General features: G+C 62.1%; 18 protein-coding genes and 1 tRNA gene. 16 read left to right on the top strand and 3 right to left on the bottom strand.

The genetic code is table 11. The features are described 5' to 3' along the window. The first annotated feature begins 46 nt into the window (after positions 1–46). The 5 genes from ribH to HCN58_RS24595 all read left to right on the top strand — a co-directional run bounded on the left by ribH (position 47) and on the right by HCN58_RS24595 (position 4,887). On the top strand, positions 47–538 hold the full coding sequence (gene ribH, locus HCN58_RS24615; RefSeq protein ID WP_171581973.1) for a 6,7-dimethyl-8-ribityllumazine synthase: 492 nt from the start codon (positions 47–49) through the stop codon (positions 536–538). A gap of 2 nt (positions 539–540) precedes the next feature. Further along, on the top strand, positions 541–1,032 hold the full coding sequence (nusB, locus tag HCN58_RS24610; RefSeq protein ID WP_171581972.1) for a transcription antitermination factor NusB: 492 nt from the start codon (positions 541–543) through the stop codon (positions 1,030–1,032). After that, the gene (gene thiL, locus HCN58_RS24605) at positions 1,025–2,017 is read left to right on the top strand and encodes a thiamine-phosphate kinase (RefSeq protein ID WP_171581971.1); all 993 of its coding nucleotides are present in this window, start codon (positions 1,025–1,027) and stop codon (positions 2,015–2,017) included. Before nusB ends, thiL begins: the two co-directional genes overlap by 8 nt. 206 nt (positions 2,018–2,223) lie before the next feature. Next, positions 2,224–2,433 (top strand): cold-shock protein, encoded by a 210-nt coding sequence (locus HCN58_RS24600; protein WP_028345703.1) that lies wholly within the window; start codon positions 2,224–2,226, stop codon positions 2,431–2,433. A 324-nt stretch (positions 2,434–2,757) separates the two neighbouring features. Beyond that, positions 2,758–4,887, top strand: coding sequence for a sodium-translocating pyrophosphatase (locus HCN58_RS24595; protein ID WP_171581970.1), 2,130 nt, complete (start codon positions 2,758–2,760; stop codon positions 4,885–4,887). A 158-nt stretch (positions 4,888–5,045) separates the two neighbouring features. On the opposite strand, the gene HCN58_RS24590 is transcribed toward HCN58_RS24595, so the two are convergent. Both HCN58_RS24590 and HCN58_RS24585 read right to left on the bottom strand, forming a co-directional pair. Then, entirely contained in the window at positions 5,046–6,050 is a 1,005-nt protein-coding gene (locus HCN58_RS24590) for a Bug family tripartite tricarboxylate transporter substrate binding protein (protein WP_311966859.1), read from the bottom strand. Positions 6,051–6,263: 213 nt separating this feature from the next. Continuing rightward, positions 6,264–6,749 (bottom strand): outer membrane protein assembly factor BamE, encoded by a 486-nt coding sequence (locus HCN58_RS24585; protein WP_171581969.1) that lies wholly within the window; start codon positions 6,747–6,749, stop codon positions 6,264–6,266. Between the two features lie 107 nt (positions 6,750–6,856). Here HCN58_RS24585 and HCN58_RS24580 point away from each other — a divergent pair, with 107 nt between their 5' ends. From HCN58_RS24580 to HCN58_RS24550, 7 genes are all read left to right on the top strand, one after another. Then, positions 6,857–7,402, top strand: coding sequence for a ubiquinol-cytochrome C chaperone family protein (locus HCN58_RS24580; protein WP_171581968.1), 546 nt, complete (start codon positions 6,857–6,859; stop codon positions 7,400–7,402). Between the two features lie 2 nt (positions 7,403–7,404). Next, positions 7,405–7,983 carry a YceD family protein gene (locus HCN58_RS24575; RefSeq protein WP_171581967.1) on the top strand — a complete coding sequence of 193 codons (579 nt, stop codon included), beginning with the start codon at positions 7,405–7,407 and terminating at the stop codon, positions 7,981–7,983. Between the two features lie 301 nt (positions 7,984–8,284). After that, positions 8,285–9,337, top strand: a complete 1,053-nt coding sequence (gene plsX, locus HCN58_RS24570; RefSeq protein WP_171581966.1) for a phosphate acyltransferase PlsX — start codon at positions 8,285–8,287, stop codon at positions 9,335–9,337. After that, positions 9,334–10,311, top strand: a complete 978-nt coding sequence (locus HCN58_RS24565; RefSeq protein ID WP_171581965.1) for a beta-ketoacyl-ACP synthase III — start codon at positions 9,334–9,336, stop codon at positions 10,309–10,311. Before plsX ends, HCN58_RS24565 begins: the two co-directional genes overlap by 4 nt. A gap of 131 nt (positions 10,312–10,442) precedes the next feature. Next, a complete protein-coding gene (locus HCN58_RS24560; RefSeq protein WP_057845762.1) occupies positions 10,443–10,772 on the top strand; it encodes an integration host factor subunit alpha in 330 nt (109 codons plus the stop codon). A 92-nt stretch (positions 10,773–10,864) separates the two neighbouring features. Further along, positions 10,865–11,419: a MerR family transcriptional regulator gene (locus HCN58_RS24555; RefSeq protein ID WP_171581964.1), complete on the top strand. Its 555-nt coding sequence runs from the start codon at positions 10,865–10,867 to the stop codon at positions 11,417–11,419. A 97-nt stretch (positions 11,420–11,516) separates the two neighbouring features. Then, positions 11,517–11,594, top strand: a tRNA-Pro gene (locus tag HCN58_RS24550). 37 nt (positions 11,595–11,631) lie between these two features. Here HCN58_RS24550 and HCN58_RS36820 read toward each other — a convergent pair. Further along, a complete protein-coding gene (locus tag HCN58_RS36820; RefSeq protein ID WP_283814625.1) occupies positions 11,632–11,760 on the bottom strand; it encodes a hypothetical protein in 129 nt (42 codons plus the stop codon). Positions 11,761–12,108: 348 nt separating this feature from the next. On the opposite strand from HCN58_RS36820, the gene HCN58_RS24545 reads away from it, so the two are divergent. From HCN58_RS24545 to HCN58_RS24530, 4 genes are all read left to right on the top strand, one after another. Then, positions 12,109–12,678, top strand: coding sequence for a hypothetical protein (locus tag HCN58_RS24545; protein ID WP_171581963.1), 570 nt, complete (start codon positions 12,109–12,111; stop codon positions 12,676–12,678). Between the two features lie 16 nt (positions 12,679–12,694). Next, entirely contained in the window at positions 12,695–13,369 is a 675-nt protein-coding gene (locus tag HCN58_RS24540; protein WP_171581962.1) for a hypothetical protein, read from the top strand. A 318-nt stretch (positions 13,370–13,687) separates the two neighbouring features. Then, on the top strand, positions 13,688–14,593 hold the full coding sequence (locus tag HCN58_RS24535; protein ID WP_171581961.1) for a dihydrodipicolinate synthase family protein: 906 nt from the start codon (positions 13,688–13,690) through the stop codon (positions 14,591–14,593). A gap of 148 nt (positions 14,594–14,741) precedes the next feature. After that, the gene (locus HCN58_RS24530; RefSeq protein WP_171581960.1) at positions 14,742–15,710 is read left to right on the top strand and encodes an SDR family oxidoreductase; all 969 of its coding nucleotides are present in this window, start codon (positions 14,742–14,744) and stop codon (positions 15,708–15,710) included. Position 15,711: the final 1 nt, after the last annotated feature.

Raw genomic sequence — 15,711 nt, 5'->3', positions numbered from 1 at the left:
CGACCGCTCCTCACGGATGAGGACCGAGCAGGACGGAAGATAGTTGATGGCAGACGCACGGCGCGCACCGCTAAAGGACCAGACCGACATCACAGGCGCGCGCGCGCTGATCGTCGAGGCGCGGTTTTATGACGACATCCAGGACGCGCTGTTAGAAGGCGCGGTTGCCGAGCTGAAGGCCGCCGGCGTGACGCATGACGTCATCACGGTTCCCGGCGCGCTGGAAATTCCAGCCGCGATCGCGATCGCGCTCGATGCTGCCGACAGGAATGGCAAGCCCTATGACGCCGCAATCGCGCTCGGCTGTGTGGTGCGCGGCGACACCATCCATTTCGAGATCGTCTCGATTGAATCATCCCGCGCATTGATGGATCTGGCGGTCGTGCGAAAAGTTCCGCTCGGCAACGGCATTATCACGGTCAATACCGAGGCTCAGGCCTGGGCGAGGGCGCGCGCCAGCGAGTTGAACAAGGGCGGCGACGCCGCGCGTGCGGCGCTGGCGATGCTGCGGATCAAGCGCCGGCTGGCAAAGGCCTGACCATGGCAGAGAAGAAGCCCGCCAAAGCTCCCGACAAGAAAGCCAACCGCCGTGGCGCGGCGCGCCTCGCCGCGGTGCAGGCGCTGTACCAGATGGACATCGCGGGTGCGGGCATCAACGACATCTTCGCTGAATTCGAAAGCCACTGGCTCGGCAATGAGGTCGAGGGCGAGAAATACCTGCCGGCGGAAGCCGCCTTCTTCCGCGACGTGGTGGCGGGCGTGGTCCGCGACCAGGCCAGGCTCGATCCCCTGATCGACGATGCGCTGCAGAAGGGCTGGCCATTGAAGCGGATTGACGCGATTTTGCGCGCGGTGCTGCGCGCCGGCTCCTATGAGCTCGAGCACCGCAAGGACGTGCCGGGCCGCGTGGTCGTATCCGAATATGTCGACGTTGCGCATGCCTTCGTCGAAAAGGACGAGACCGGCATGGTGAACGCCGTGCTCGACCAGATCGCGCGCCAGTTCCGCCCGGACGAGTTCGCGCGTGGCTAGCGGCAAACCAGCGTCCGGCGAGGACTCGCTGATCGCGCGCTACTTCCGGCCGCTTGCAACCGACCCCGGTGCCTTCAATCTCGACGACGACGCCGCGGGGTTGAAGCCGAACGGTGATGATATCGTGGTGACGACGGATGCGATCATCGAGGGCGTGCATTTCCTGGCCGACGATCCGCCCGACACCGTCGCGCGCAAGGCGCTGCGGGTGAACCTCAGCGATCTCGCGGCGAAAGGTGCAACGCCGGCCGGCTTCGTGCTGACATTGGCGTTGCGCCGCGCGGATGAGGGTTGGCTAAAACCGTTCGCGGCCGCGCTCGGCGAGGACGCCGCACTGTTCGGTTGTCCGCTGCTCGGCGGCGATACCGTATCGACGCCGGGACCGTTGATGATTTCAGTCACCGCGTTCGGCCGCGTGCCGCCTGGCAAAATGGTGCATCGCAGCGGCGCCAAACCCGGCGAGCGCGTGATGGTGACGGGCACGATCGGCGACGCCACGCTGGGGCTTGCCATCCTGAAGGGAGGGAAGATTCACGCCGCCACCGATACAGCCGCGCGGGAAATTCTGGTCGGGCGCTATCGCGTCCCGCAACCGCGCCTGACCCTGGCTGAGATCGTTCGCGAATACGCCAGTGCTTCAATGGATGTATCGGATGGTTTGGCCGGCGATCTGACAAAGCTCTGCGGTGTATCGGGCGTATCCGCCGTGATCGGTCTGGAGCAGGTGCCGTTGTCCGACGCAGCGCGGGGGTTGGTGTCGCGCGGCATTGTCGGACCTGAGACATTGATCGCCGGTGGCGACGATTACGAGATCCTGTGTACGATCCCGGAAGGGCGTGTTGAAGCCTTCGAAGCTGCCGCGCAGCGCGCAGGGGTTGCGCTTAGTTCCATCGGAACGATCGTCGCGGGGAGTTCAGTTCCGAAGTTCGTCGGCAAGGAGGGCAAGGAAATCGCGCTGGAACGGCTGTCCTATAGCCATTTTTAAAGGCGTCGCATGATGCGGTCGGCTTTATTTCTTCCCAGCCATTGCAATTTCGCTGAAAACCTATAGGTTGTGGCGTATTCGATTGCCGCCGTGCCTTGTTGAACGCGCCCCATGGGGCTTCTTTCCAGAGACATCGTCGAGATTGGATTTGAATCCGTGCGATCGCCGTGCGGAATGAAAAGCCTATGTGCTTTGGAGAAGAGAAAATGGCTACGGGAACGGTGAAGTGGTTCAACGGTCAAAAGGGTTTCGGTTTCATTGAGCCGAGCGATGGCAGCAAGGATGTGTTCGTGCACATTTCCGCCGTCGAGCGCGCCGGCCTTGGCGGGCTGGCCGAAGGTCAGAAGGTTCAGTTCGAACTCAAGACCGACAAGATGCGGGGCAAGGTAAGCGCGGAAAACCTGTCGCTGGTCTAAAGCTTCGAAACGGTCGTTTCACGGATGTACTGGAATGGCTCGTGAGCCCGCTTGATCCCTCGGATTGAGCGGGCTTTTGTATTTTGGGGCAGGCCCGGTGCCCGACGCCGCCAGGCGGCAATGGCCGGATGTATTCCCCGGTGATTCCTTTCAAAAATCGACGGTTTTCGCCCTCGGTGACATTGCGCCGGAGGGGCGATTTTGGCATGGTCCCGCCCGATTTGAGGCCGCCCTTCTGGGCAGGGAAGGCCTCCTTTTTATGCGTCCGCCGCGACCGCGGCGACGGCGCGGGGGTGGAACGAACAAAAAACTGAGGCAAATTCAATGACAGCATTGTGGGTGATTGTGCTCTGCGGAGCGCTTTCGATTGTCTACGCCATCTGGGCCACGTCTTCCGTTCTGAAATCGGACGCCGGCAATCCGCGCATGCAGGAAATCGCGGCGGCTGTCGCCGAAGGCGCGCAGGCCTATCTGCGCCGCCAATACATGACGATCGGCATGGTCGGCGTCGTGATCTTCGCGCTGCTGGCGTATTTCCTCGGCATGCTGGTTGCGATCGGCTTCCTGATCGGCGCGGTGCTGTCGGGCGCTGCCGGATTCATCGGCATGAACGTCTCGGTCCGCGCCAATGTGCGCACCGCGCAGGCCGCGACCACCTCGCTCGCCGGCGGCCTTGAACTGGCCTTCAAGGCGGGTGCGATCACCGGTCTCCTCGTGGCCGGTCTCGCGCTGCTCGGCGTCACCATCTACTTCGCCTATCTCACCCAGATCATGGGGCTGAAGGCCAACGACCGCGTCGTCGTCGACGCGCTGGTGGCGCTCGGCTTCGGCGCCTCGCTGATCTCGATCTTCGCCCGTCTCGGCGGCGGCATCTTCACCAAAGGCGCCGACGTCGGTGGCGATCTCGTCGGCAAGGTTGAAGCTGGCATTCCCGAAGACGATCCGCGCAACCCGGCGACGATCGCCGACAACGTCGGTGACAATGTCGGTGACTGCGCCGGCATGGCGGCCGACCTGTTCGAGACCTATGCGGTGACCGCGGTCGCCACCATGGTGCTCGCCGCGATCTTCTTCGCGACTTCGCCGCTGCTGGTGAACATGATGACCCTGCCGCTCGCCATCGGCGGCGTGTGCATCATCACCTCGATCATCGGCACCTTCTTCGTCAAGCTCGGCACCAGCCAGTCGATCATGGGCGCGCTGTACAAGGGCCTGATCGCGACCGGCGTGCTGTCGCTGGTCGGCGTTGCAGCCGCCGTCTACTGGCTGATCGGTTTCGACACACCGCTCCGCGCAGGCAGCGCGTCGTTCACCGGACTGACATTGGTCTGGTGCGGCATCGTCGGACTCGTCGTTACCGGCCTGATCATCTGGATCACCGAATACTACACTGGCACCGACTTTCGCCCGGTGAAGTCGATCGCCTCGTCTTCGGTCACCGGCCATGGTACCAACGTGATCCAGGGTCTGGCGATCTCGATGGAGTCGACCGCGATGCCCGCCATCGTCATCATCGCCGGCATCCTCGTCACCTACAGCCTTGCCGGCCTGTTCGGCATCGCGATTGCGACCACGACCATGCTTGCGCTGGCCGGCATGATCGTGGCCCTCGATGCCTTCGGTCCGGTTACAGACAACGCCGGCGGCATTGCCGAAATGGCGGGCCTTCCGAAGGAGGTCCGCAAATCGACCGACGCGCTGGATGCGGTCGGCAACACCACCAAGGCGGTCACCAAAGGCTACGCGATCGGCTCCGCCGGTCTCGGCGCGCTGGTGCTGTTCGCAGCCTACAATGAAGACCTCAAGTTCTTTATCGCCAACGCTCCGAAGCATCCGTACTTCCAGGGTGTTCTGCCGGACTTCTCGCTGAACAACCCCTATGTCGTGGTAGGCCTCTTGTTCGGCGGCCTGCTGCCGTATCTGTTCGGCGCGATGGGCATGACCGCAGTCGGCCGTGCGGCCGGCGCGATCGTCGAGGAAGTGCGGCGCCAGTTCCGCGAGAAGCCCGGCATCATGCAGGGCACCGACAAGCCGGACTACGGCAAGGCCGTCGACCTGCTGACGAAGGCAGCGATCAAGGAAATGATCGTTCCGTCACTGCTGCCGGTGTTGTCGCCGATCTTCGTCTATTTCGCGATTTACGCGATTGCGGGTGGCGGTGCAGCCGGCAAGTCGGCGGCATTTTCCGCCGTCGGCGCCATGCTGCTCGGGGTGATCGTGACCGGGCTGTTCGTCGCGATTTCGATGACCTCGGGTGGCGGCGCCTGGGACAACGCCAAGAAGTACATCGAGGACGGCCACTTCGGCGGCAAGGGCTCGGACGCTCACAAGGCAGCCGTGACCGGCGACACCGTAGGCGATCCCTACAAGGATACGGCGGGTCCCGCCGTCAACCCGATGATCAAGATCACCAACATCGTGGCGCTGTTGCTGCTGGCGATCCTGGCGCACTGAGCTGGCAAGAAGCTAACCAAACGAAAACCCCGCGGTGCGAGCCGCGGGGTTTTTGTTTTGTAGCCCGGATGAGCGGAGCGAAATCCGGGGGCCTCTCTGCATTGTGGGAGGGAAGTCCCGGATGTCGCTATGCTCATCCGGGCTACAGATTCTCCAACTTAATTCACGTCCATCTGCAAACCTTCGCGCTTGATGATTTCGGCGAATTTTGCCGTCTCGGCCTGCACGAAGTCGGAGAACTGCTGCGGCGTGCCCCAGTCGGCAGTCGCGCCCATATTGCCGATCGTCTTCTTCACCTCGTCGCGCGCCAGCATCGCCTTGATCTCCTTGTTGAGCGCATCAACGACGGGGGCGGGAGCAGCCTTCGGCAGGAAGATGCCAAACCACGAGGAGACGTCGAACTTCGAAAGTTCGGGCGCGGCCTCGCGCATGGTCGGGATGTTCGGCGCCGCCGGGCTGCGCTCGGGCGTCGTCACGCAAAGCGCGTTGAGTTTGCCTTCCTGGGTCTGCGGCAGCGTCGGGTAGAGATTGTCGAACAGGATCTGGATGTCGCCGGCCAGCGCCGCCTGCAGCGCGGGGCCAGCGCCGCGGAACGGCACGTGCACCATCTTCAACCCGGTGAGCTGCAGGAACCAGGCGCCGGTGAGGTGAGGGCTCTGCCCGACGCCGGAAGAGGCGTAGGTCAGCTTGTCCGGGTTAGCCTTGATGTAGGCGATCAGGTCGGGGATCGACTTGATGCCGGTCGACGGGTGCGCCGACACGATGTTCGGAATCCGGATCATGTTGCTGACCGGCTGCAGCTGGTCGGCCTTGTAGGTCATGTTGCGGAAGATGCTGTAGGCGATCGCATTCGGACCGGGATTGCCGACCAGGATGACATGGCCATCTGCTCTGCCTCGCACGACTTCGGCGGTACCGATGGTGCCGCCGCCGCCGGAGCGGTTTTCCACGACCGCCGACTGGCCCCACGCGGTCTGCAGATGTGCGGCCAACAGCCGTCCCATCACGTCAGTGCTGCCGCCGGCCGCTGCCGGCACGATGAGACGCACGGTCTCGGTAGGGCGCCAGTCGGAGCCAAAGCTCGAGCGCGGCAAGATCGCCGCGGCGGAAATGCCTGCGGCCCCGGTCAAAACGCGGCGGCGAGAAAAAGTTCTAATCGTCACAAGTTCACTCCCTGCTGAATCGTTATTGATTGGCAGCGAGCCTAGGCAACGTGCGCATGCAGGGCAAGCGGACGACTTGGCACAGGTTTTCCGCCTCGCGGAACAGGCTAAGTCGCCATGGCGTTTTCGAGCGAAGTGGATGCGGTTCGCGTAACGAAAACGCGAAGACAAAGTGCGGAGCTTGGTTCTGATTCAATCAGAACCGATCAGGCGCTAGTTAAAGCTGAGTAGCTTGAACAGCGGCGTCAGATAACTGAGTTCCTGACCGGACGTCGGCGTGGTGCGGCTGATGAAGTCGAAGATCTTGCCGTCCTGCAATCCGTAATTGGCGAGCCGCGTCACCTGGCGGTTCTTGTCGAAATAGATCGCGATCACGCGCTGGTCGACGACCTGCTGATTCATGAAAGCGACTTTGCGCTCGGAGCGCTGCGAGATGTAATAAAATACCTCGCCGTTCAAGGTCGCGACCGTCGATGGCGTTCCCATCACGATCAGAACCTGATCCTGGCTGGCGCCGATCGGAATTTGCTCGAGGGCATTGGGCGGCAGGATATAGCCCTTCTGGAACTGCTCGCCGGTGCATCCGCCGAGCGCCGCGCAAACCAGTGCGACGGCCGCAGCCGCACGAAAGCCGCGCCTGCGCGCGATCTGGCGGCGCGGCGAGGGCGCGCAGGCGCTCAGGTGGCTCGTTTCGGTCATCTCAGGAATTTACCCGTCCTCTTGCATCGCGCGGTGCGTTGACGTACCGGGCAGCACGCTTGATTGCAACATGCGCGGCCCGGGAGGGCTCGCTTGCGGAACCCACAATGCTTTGGCCGTTCAATCACTTCAGGAAACCCCGGACGCCGTCGCGCGGCACCATCGAGGCCATCTATGGCATGATCGTGACGCAGGCGCGAGAACCGTTGTTTTATCGGGACTTTGGGGTTCCGGACACGGTTAACGGCCGTTTTGACCTGCTTCTGCTGCACTTGTGGCTGGTCCTGCGGCGGCTGAATTCGGCGGAGGGCGGCACGGCCCTGTCGCAGGGGCTATTCGACTATTTTTGCAACGATATGGACGATAATCTGCGCGAGATGGGGGTCGGAGACTTCACGGTACCGAAGCGCATGCAGGCTTTCGGCGAAGCCTTCTACGGCCGGACCGCGGCCTATGACCTTGCGCAGACCGAGGGCCGTGAGGCACTGGCGCAGGCGATATGCAAGAATATCCTGAACGGCGAGAACATCGAAAAGGCCCGGCCGCTTGCCGCCTATGTCGAGACGGCAATGGTAGCCCTCGACAGCCTCGACGAGGCGACGTTGATGAGCGGCCGGGGCAAATTTCCCTCGCCGGAGAAAGCGGACGCGTAGCTATGAGCAAGACTGGTATAGAGACCCCGTGGCGTGTTCCGGTAGCGGTCGCACAGATCGCCGAGACGGGCCTGCATCGCGACATCGAGGCCGATCAGGCCATCCGCAAAGCGGTGGCCGATGTCGGCGGCCTGCGCGAGGTGCTGTCGGCGCAGGCTTCCTTCGACGTGACGCCAAAGAGCGGCGGCCGCGTCCATGTGGCCGGCTATGTGCGGGCGCGGATCGGGCAGACCTGCGTGGTGACGCTGGAAGAAATCGAGAGTGACATCGACGAGCCGATCGATCTGATCTTCGCGCCGCCCGAGCAGATCCCTCAGATGGCCGCATTGGTCGATGAGGCCGAGAAGAGCGATGAATTGACGCCCGACCCGCCCGAGCCGATCGAGAACGGCATGATCGATCTCGGCAGGGTTGCCACCGACGCATTGTATCTCGCGGTCGACCCATATCCGCGCAAGCCCGGCGCCGTATTTGAGCCGATGGTTGAAGCCGCCGATCCCGAAGATCACCCGTTCGCGGCGCTCAAGGTGTTGAAGACAGCACCGAAGAAATCCGGCACCAGGAAGCCCAAAGGCAAGTAGCCGGCAGTTAAAGTGGTCTACGAAGCCGCATTCGGGTTGAGGCAATTGCGATATCTCGCCAGGAATCCTCAATAAGATATTGAATTATTTGAATATATTTCTTATTCTCGATTTCGGGCCACACCGCTTCGCTTTTACCAAAAGAGCGTGGTCAAGAGGTTGTGTCGGGACGGGGACACGCTATTGTCGCGGCCCGGCGGAGGCGCGGGTTCGCATTTCGCCGAGCACCGTTTAACGGTGCCATTCCAGTGCGCGGCCGGGCTCGACGAGGGCCGCAAGAGATCAGGTTTCCGGGACGTTCATGCCGCAAAAGGTTCGAATCGCGCTTGACGCCATGGGTGGCGATGTCGGCGCATCGGTCGTCATTCCCGGCGCCGCAATCTCGTTGCAACGGCATCCCGACAGCGAATTCCTGCTCTACGGCGACAGCAAGCAGATTGACGAGCAGCTCGCCAATTATCCGGCGCTGAAAAAGGCGTCGCGTGTCATTCATACCGACGTCACCGTGAGCATGCACGACAAACCGAGCCAGGCGCTGCGCCGCGGCCGCAAGACCTCGTCGATGTGGCTTGCGATCGACGCCGTGAAGAAGGGCGAGGCCCATGTCGCGGTCTCCGCGGGCAACACCGGCGCGCTGATGGCGATGGCGCGTTTCCATCTGCACACCATGCAAGGGATCGATCGTCCGGCCATTGCCGGCGTGTGGCCGACGGCGCGCGGCGATTCCGTCGTGCTCGACCTCGGCGCCACGATCGGCGGCGACGCGCACCATCTCGTGGCACTGGCGGTGATGGGCAGCGCAATGGCAAGCGTGCTGTTGAACCGCGAACGGCCGACTGTCGGCCTCCTCAACATCGGGGTCGAGGAGATCAAGGGCCACGAGGAGATCCGCGAGGCCGCCGAGCTGCTGCGCGCGTCGCAGCTCAATTATATCGGCTTCGTCGAGGGCGACGGGATCGGGCAGGGCGCGGCCGATGTGATCGTGTCGGAAGGTTTTAGCGGCAACATCGCGTTGAAGGCCGCGGAGGGGACCGCGCGCCAAATGGCGGACTTCCTGCGCCAAGCCATGGCGAGCAGTTGGCTGTCCCGGATCGGTTACCTGTTCGCCCGCAGCGCGTTCAAGGCGCTGCGGGACAAGCTCGACCCGAACAAATCCAATGGCGGTGTGCTGCTCGGTTTGAAAGGCGTGGTGGTCAAAAGCCATGGCGGAATCAGCGCCGAAGGCTTTGCCTACGCAGTCGATGTTGGCTATGAGATGGTCCGCTGCGATCTCCTCACCAAGATCAATCAGATGCTTAATCGCGACGGAAGTGCGCTGGCTCAAGCGCACACCGCGCCGGAGGATGTCTCGTGACTGTGAAACGTTCGGTGGTGCTGGGCTGCGGCTCTTACCTGCCGCAGAAGGTGCTGACCAATGCCGAACTGGCGGCCCGAATCGACACTTCGGACGAGTGGATCGTTCAGCGTACCGGCATTCGGGAGCGGCACATCGCGGCCGAAGGCGAGTTCACCTCGCACCTGGCGATCAACGCCGCGCGAGCGGCGCTGGAACATGCCGGCCTCCACGCCCAGGCGATCGACCTGATCGTGCTGGCGACCTCGACACCGGATAACACCTTTCCGGCCACTGCGGTCGCGGTCCAGAACGGGCTTGGCATCCATCACGGCGCCGCCTTCGATCTGCAGGCGGTGTGCTCCGGCTTCGTTTTCGCGCTCGCCACGGCCGACAATTTCCTGCGCTCCGGCGCCTACAAGCGCGCGCTGGTGATCGGCGCGGAGACATTCTCGCGCATTCTCGACTGGAACGACCGCGGCACCTGCGTGCTGTTCGGCGATGGCGCCGGCGCGGTCGTGCTAGAGGCGCAGGACCAGCCGGGCTCATCGTCCGATCGCGGCGTGCTCACGACCCATCTGCGCTCCGACGGCCGGCACAAGGCAAAGCTATTCGTGGACGGCGGGCCTTCGACCACCCAGACCGTCGGTCATCTCCGGATGGAAGGCCGCGAAGTATTCAAGCACGCGGTCGGCATGATCACGGATGTGATCGTGGATGCCTTCAATGCGACCGGCATGACGGCCGAGGACATCGACTGGTTCATCCCGCACCAGGCCAACAAGCGAATCATCGATGCTTCAGCGCACAAGCTTCATATTGCACCGCAGAAGGTGGTCTTGACTGTGGATCAGCACGGCAACACGTCGGCTGCCTCAATCCCGCTGGCGCTCGCCAGCGCGGTCAAGGACGGGCGCGTCAAGAAAGGCGATCTGGTGCTGTTCGAAGCCATGGGCGGCGGCTTCACCTGGGGTTCCGCGCTTGTGCGCTGGTAGCGCAAGCGCAAAAGTACCGTCTAAAATTGTAGTGCTGTTCCATGCTTCTGCATGATGGTCGCTGTTGACCATTGCGTGCTAACCTCATAATTTCAGAGAATAAATTGTTCGCCGAGAGTGCGGGGCAGGCGATGACCGGGACCGGAAAAACAGTCACACGCGTTGATTTGTGCGAGGCGGTCTACCAGAAGGTGGGCCTGTCGCGAACGGAATCTTCAGCGTTTGTCGAACTCGTTTTGAAAGAAATCACTGATTGCCTGGAGAAGGGCGAGACGGTGAAATTGTCGTCGTTCGGCTCCTTCATGGTGCGCAAGAAGGGTCAGCGGATCGGACGTAACCCGAAGACCGGTACCGAAGTGCCGATCTCGCCGCGTCGCGTGATGGTGTTCAAGCCGTCGGCTATTCTGAAGCAACGGATCAATGGACACGCGCCCGGCAACGGCGAAAGCAAGACCGATTAACAAAGACCGTTTAGCGAGACCGAGTAACACGGCCGAGTAGCAAGGCGAGTACCGCGTCTTCACCAACAAGATGAGTTGAGAGGAGCAGGCATTTGGACAAGGCGCCGGATGCGTTCCGCACCATCAGCGAAGTCGCTGAAGAGCTCGATATTCCCCAGCACGTGCTGCGGTTCTGGGAGACGCGGTTCGCCCAGATCAAGCCGATGAAGCGAAGCGGCGGGCGGCGTTACTACCGCCCCGACGACGTTGACCTGCTCAAGGGCATCCGCCGCCTGCTCTACGGCGAGGGCTATACGATCCGCGGCGTGCAGCGGATCCTGAAAGAGCACGGCATCAAATCGGTGCAGGGCCTTGCCGACCAGACCTCGGCGGTCACCTTCGGCGCGGTCGAGGAAGCGATCGGTCTCAGCCTGCAGGAGCCCGATGAGGGCGAGATCCCGACCGTCGAAGCCGACGACGAGGACTACGAGACCGAAGAAAAGGAAATCGACTACCGCTTCGTCGACACCGACGACGACGGCATTTTGTTGCCATTTGCCAAGGGCAAGCCGGGGCCATCGGATGCCGACCGCGAGCGCCTGGAGCGGGTGCTGCAGGACCTGATCGCCTGCAAGCAATTGCTGGATAATGCGATGAAGGACGGCTGAGCGGGATGGGGCGAGGGCGGGAACTGACCCGCTGCAGCATCAATGGAGGCCGTTCGTGCCTTGCGCCGGGGGCGGATCGCAGCTAATGGAACGGCATCGGAGCGTGGCGCAGCCCGGTTAGCGCACTAGTCTGGGAGACTAGGGGTCGAAGGTTCAAATCCTTTCGCTCCGACCATTCATTTTTCTTTCACGGCTGGCGATTTTGATCGCTGCTAGATGCCGAGAACCCAGACGGCAACAATGGCTCCCAGCACAGCTATTCCGCTGACTGTCCAGCCCGTCAAATAGGCCGCACCATCCGCTTCCGGTCGATCGACCATGGTATCGCGCCACTGGGTCACGGCGACCTCCTGTTCATTTTATTCATACTGCCGCCGGTATGTAGGTCGCTGCCGCGGGCTTGAGGTTCAAGCTACGCGGGCCGTGAACATTTCCCCGCAGCTTTCATGACCCACCAAGCTCGACACCTGCGCCGTCCTGGGCTCAGGAAAAATTGTCCGACGCGCGCCGCGATACCCTCAACGGCCCGGAGACGCGCGGCGTCCTGGGATGCGGGCAATTTCCGGGAAGTAAGTTCGGCTTAACCCAACCGGCAGATCGAACCGACAGCAACCTTCTCGGCATATCTGGACGCCGCTATATAGGGTGGATTGCAACCTCTGCAGGTGCGTGGGGTCATGAATTTCTTGGTGCGTGTAGCCTTTGTTCTCGGCGGCATATTTCTGGGCGTGAACCTGATCAACTATTTTGTCCTGGGCCACTCCGGGGATTACCTGCCGGCCGGCGAACGCATGGGCGAATGGAGAGAGGCCAAGATACGCGCGGCGTGTTACCCCGCGCTTGAACAGCCCGAAAGGGATGGGCAGCTCCCGAAGCTTTCGACCGATAAGCATCGCGTCGATTGGCGAGACCTCGACCGGGCGAAAGAGATGACGGCGGCGCTGAACTGCTATCTCGTCACGCACCCGAACGCGATCTGCGAGCGGAACAATCGCGCCTACATCATCGATTACATCAATCGCTATTTTGCGAAGTTCGATGAGATGATGAATACCGCGAAGCGATATGGCGAATCCGAAATGTCGACGGTCAGGGATCTCTGGGACAGTCCACGCAACCGCGCGATCAATGCCGCACTGATGATGGACACTGGTAATGGCCGGCTGATCAAGGCCGATTTCGGCTGGACCGTGCCCGCGGCGATGAAACCGATGTTCGATCGGTACAACGGCACGAGCGACAATTGCCCGAGGGCCTAGTGCCAGGAGTTTGAAATTGGCCGGTGAAATTTTCCGTCTCATCCGCACGCCGGTCATTGCCTTTATCGGCGGCTTCCTTGTGGTCGGCGGGTGGATCTGGGCGCCTAAAATATCTAATCTGGTGCAAGGCCTGTTCTCGGGCGGACCAAGCGTTTCAATGTTCGCCGACACCAATCGTATCGGTCGGCCGGAAACCGCGCCGGTCGTGCGAAGCTGTATCTTCAAAGTGATGGACCTCGGTCCGGACGCCAAAATGGAGCCGAGCGCGGCGTACTTCGTCCTGAAGGCCGGCAGTATGCAGGCGAAGGTTTCCGCTATGCTTGGCAAGTCAGACCGCTGGTCCGAAAGCCAGACACTTAATCTGGCCAACACATGGGGAGAGTTGGCGAGCTGCATTTACGCGCTGGACGATCGCGAACTCTGCGATCCCGATAACCGCGCAGCGGCAGTAGAGGCCACCACGAAGTTCTTTGCCTACGCGAAGCAGACCGGCGCATCCGCAGGCAAGCCGGCGATATCGGCCAGCGACGCACGCGTCATCGAAAATGTCAGCGATCGCTTGCTGCTCATGCTCAAGAACCACCGTCGCTATGGTACGCTTGTCGGCGCCGATTTCGGCAGTTTTGCTCCCGCCGAAATAATGCAGGTCATGCGCAGCGAGCAAGCAACCCGCGACATCTGCAAGCGATGACCCGAGAAGATCAGCCCATAATGTGTGAAGCGCGCCCTGCATGGGCTCGCAATGCGTCGTCGTCGATCTGACCGCCAACGCTGACGTTGGAACGCTGCGCCCGACATTCAATAGGTTGTCTCAACCGGCCGAAAGGCCGCCGGGAACGAGCGATGTGATCCGCCGTTGAGAACCAAGCGCATGTGCAAGACGCGGCGTTTCCGCTACTCTGCCGTGTCAATTCCGCAACTGGATCGCCATTGCGACCTTCGGTACGCTTGTTTGCGAAAGCGGGGGAAACGCCCGCACGCAACGGATGGAAACAGCGAGAGTAGGCCCATGAAAACATGTCCGACCGGCGTGATACCGCCGATGACCACGCCATTTCGCAAAGATGGCGAGATCGACCTTAAACTCGTGGCCCCCCAGGTCGAGTGGCTGATCGGTGCCGGCAGCCATGGCATGGCGGCCGGCGGTTCGACCGGGGAGGGGCATACGCTCGATCATGAAGAATATCGCGATCTGGTGGCAGCAACGGTGGAAGCGGCGAGAGGGCGTGCGCCCGTCATCGCCGGCATCATCGTCGATTCCACCCGTGACGCTATCCGGCGCGGCAGGCTGGTGTGCGACATGGATGTCGCAGCACTTCAGGTGACGCCGGTGCACTATCTGTTCAAGCCGGACGAGCAGGCGATGGTCGATCACTTCCGCTGCATGGCGGACGAAACCGGCATGCCGATCATCATCTACAACGTCGTGCCGTGGTCGTACCTCTCGCCGGCGCTGCTGACGCGAATCATGAACGAGGTGCCGCTGGTCGTCGGCGTCAAGCAGAGCGCGGGCGATCTGAAACTGTTTGCCGATCTCATGGTGATGGCACCCGACAAATTAATCTACAGCGCCGTCGATGCGCTGATGTATCCGTCCTATACGCTCGGCGCCCACGGTTCGATCGCGGCGATCCTGAGCGCCGCGCCGCATGCTTCCGTCGAACTCTGGAATGCGGTCAAGGCGGGAAATCACATTCGCGCACTGGAGCTGCACAGGAAACTGCTGACGCTGTGGAACGCGATCGTCTCGGACAATCTGCCGGCGTGCACGCGTTATGTGCAGTCGTTGCAGGGATTACCTCCGACATTCTCCCGCGCGCCGATGCCGGAAGCATCGCCCGCGCAACAGGCCGCTATACGGAAGGCGCTGGAGGGCCTGGGCGCGGTTGGCGGCTCGCAGGAAGCCGCAGAGTAAATTCCGCTGGGCGAAAACGCCTGCGAGGCAATCGAATTGCCCGTCTCGCGGGCGGCTTTACCGGTAGCTCCCGCCTGTTACTGTCCTTCCGCACCGGCTCCATTCCTACGAGGGCCCAACTCAAAATTAAACAGAGGTAAGCGTCTCAATGAAGGATTTTGCCGGAAAGTTCGCCGTGATCACCGGGGGCGGCACGGGAATGGGCCGCGAACTCGCGCGCCAGCTCGTCGCCGAAGGCTGTAATGTCGCGATGTGCGATGTCTCGCCGGAAGCCATGGCCGAGACCAAGCGGCTCTGCGAGGCGGAAAGGCTGCCGCAAGGCCTGCGCATCACCACCCATGTCGCCGACGTCTCGATCGAGGCTCATCTCCAGCGCTTCCGCGACGAATTGACCGAGCAGCAGACGACCGACAAGATCCATCTGTTGTTCAACAATGCCGGCATCGGCGGCGGCGGCAGCCTGTTCACCAACACGCGCGAACAGTGGGAGCGCACCTTCAACATCTGCTGGGGCGGCGTCTATCTCGGCGTCCGCACTTTTCTGCCGCTTATGATGAAGGCCGACGAGGCGCACATCATCAACACATCGAGCGTTAACGGTTTCTGGGCATCCGTTGGCCCGGGTGCCTCGCACACAGCCTACAGCGCGGCCAAGTTCGCGGTGAAAGGCTTTACCGAAGCGTTGATGACCGATCTGCGGCTCAACGCCCCGCACATCAAGTGCTCCGTCGTGATGCCCGGGCATATCGGCACCTCGATTGTTTCCAATTCGCGCAAGATTCAGAGCGGGACGGCATCGGAGGAGTTAAGCCCGAACGAAATTCTGGCAACGCGGCAGCGCCTGAACGGCATGGGCATCGACACCGAGCCGATGTCGGACGACGACATCCAACAGATCGCGCTCGATCGCGCGCGCACCTTCCGTGAGGAAGCGCCGACCACGGCGGCGGCTGCGGCAAAGATCATCCTCGAGGGCGTCAAGGCCGGGCGCTGGCGTATCCTCGTCGGCGACGACGCCCAGAAGCTCGACGAGCGGGTGCGGCAGGCCCCGGAAAAGGCCTACACGCCGGAGTTCTACAAGAGCTTTACGGAAGAGGTCGGCTGGCGGCTCGGGTAGT

The sequence above is a fragment of the Bradyrhizobium australiense genome (assembly GCF_013114825.1).
Taxonomy (GTDB): Bacteria; Pseudomonadota; Alphaproteobacteria; order Rhizobiales; family Xanthobacteraceae; genus Bradyrhizobium; species Bradyrhizobium australiense.
This window is presented reverse-complemented; position numbering and strand designations above follow the sequence as displayed.

Excerpts from the sequence above, each read along its gene's own strand:
- HCN58_RS24530 (WP_171581960.1), top strand. The coding sequence starts at position 14,742 with ATGAAGGATTTTGCCGGAAAGTTCGCCGTGATCACCGGGGGCGGCACG.
- HCN58_RS24575 (WP_171581967.1), top strand. The coding sequence starts at position 7,405 with ATGAGCAAGACTGGTATAGAGACCCCGTGGCGTGTTCCGGTAGCGGTC.
- HCN58_RS24580 (WP_171581968.1), top strand. The coding sequence starts at position 6,857 with ATGCTTTGGCCGTTCAATCACTTCAGGAAACCCCGGACGCCGTCGCGC.
- HCN58_RS24600 (WP_028345703.1), top strand. The coding sequence starts at position 2,224 with ATGGCTACGGGAACGGTGAAGTGGTTCAACGGTCAAAAGGGTTTCGGT.
- HCN58_RS24535 (WP_171581961.1), top strand. The coding sequence starts at position 13,688 with ATGAAAACATGTCCGACCGGCGTGATACCGCCGATGACCACGCCATTT.
- nusB (WP_171581972.1), top strand. The coding sequence starts at position 541 with ATGGCAGAGAAGAAGCCCGCCAAAGCTCCCGACAAGAAAGCCAACCGC.
- HCN58_RS24595 (WP_171581970.1), top strand. The coding sequence starts at position 2,758 with ATGACAGCATTGTGGGTGATTGTGCTCTGCGGAGCGCTTTCGATTGTC.
- HCN58_RS24560 (WP_057845762.1), top strand. The coding sequence starts at position 10,443 with ATGACCGGGACCGGAAAAACAGTCACACGCGTTGATTTGTGCGAGGCG.
- HCN58_RS24585 (WP_171581969.1), bottom strand. The coding sequence starts at position 6,749 with ATGACCGAAACGAGCCACCTGAGCGCCTGCGCGCCCTCGCCGCGCCGC.
- ribH (WP_171581973.1), top strand. The coding sequence starts at position 47 with ATGGCAGACGCACGGCGCGCACCGCTAAAGGACCAGACCGACATCACA.
- plsX (WP_171581966.1), top strand. The coding sequence starts at position 8,285 with ATGCCGCAAAAGGTTCGAATCGCGCTTGACGCCATGGGTGGCGATGTC.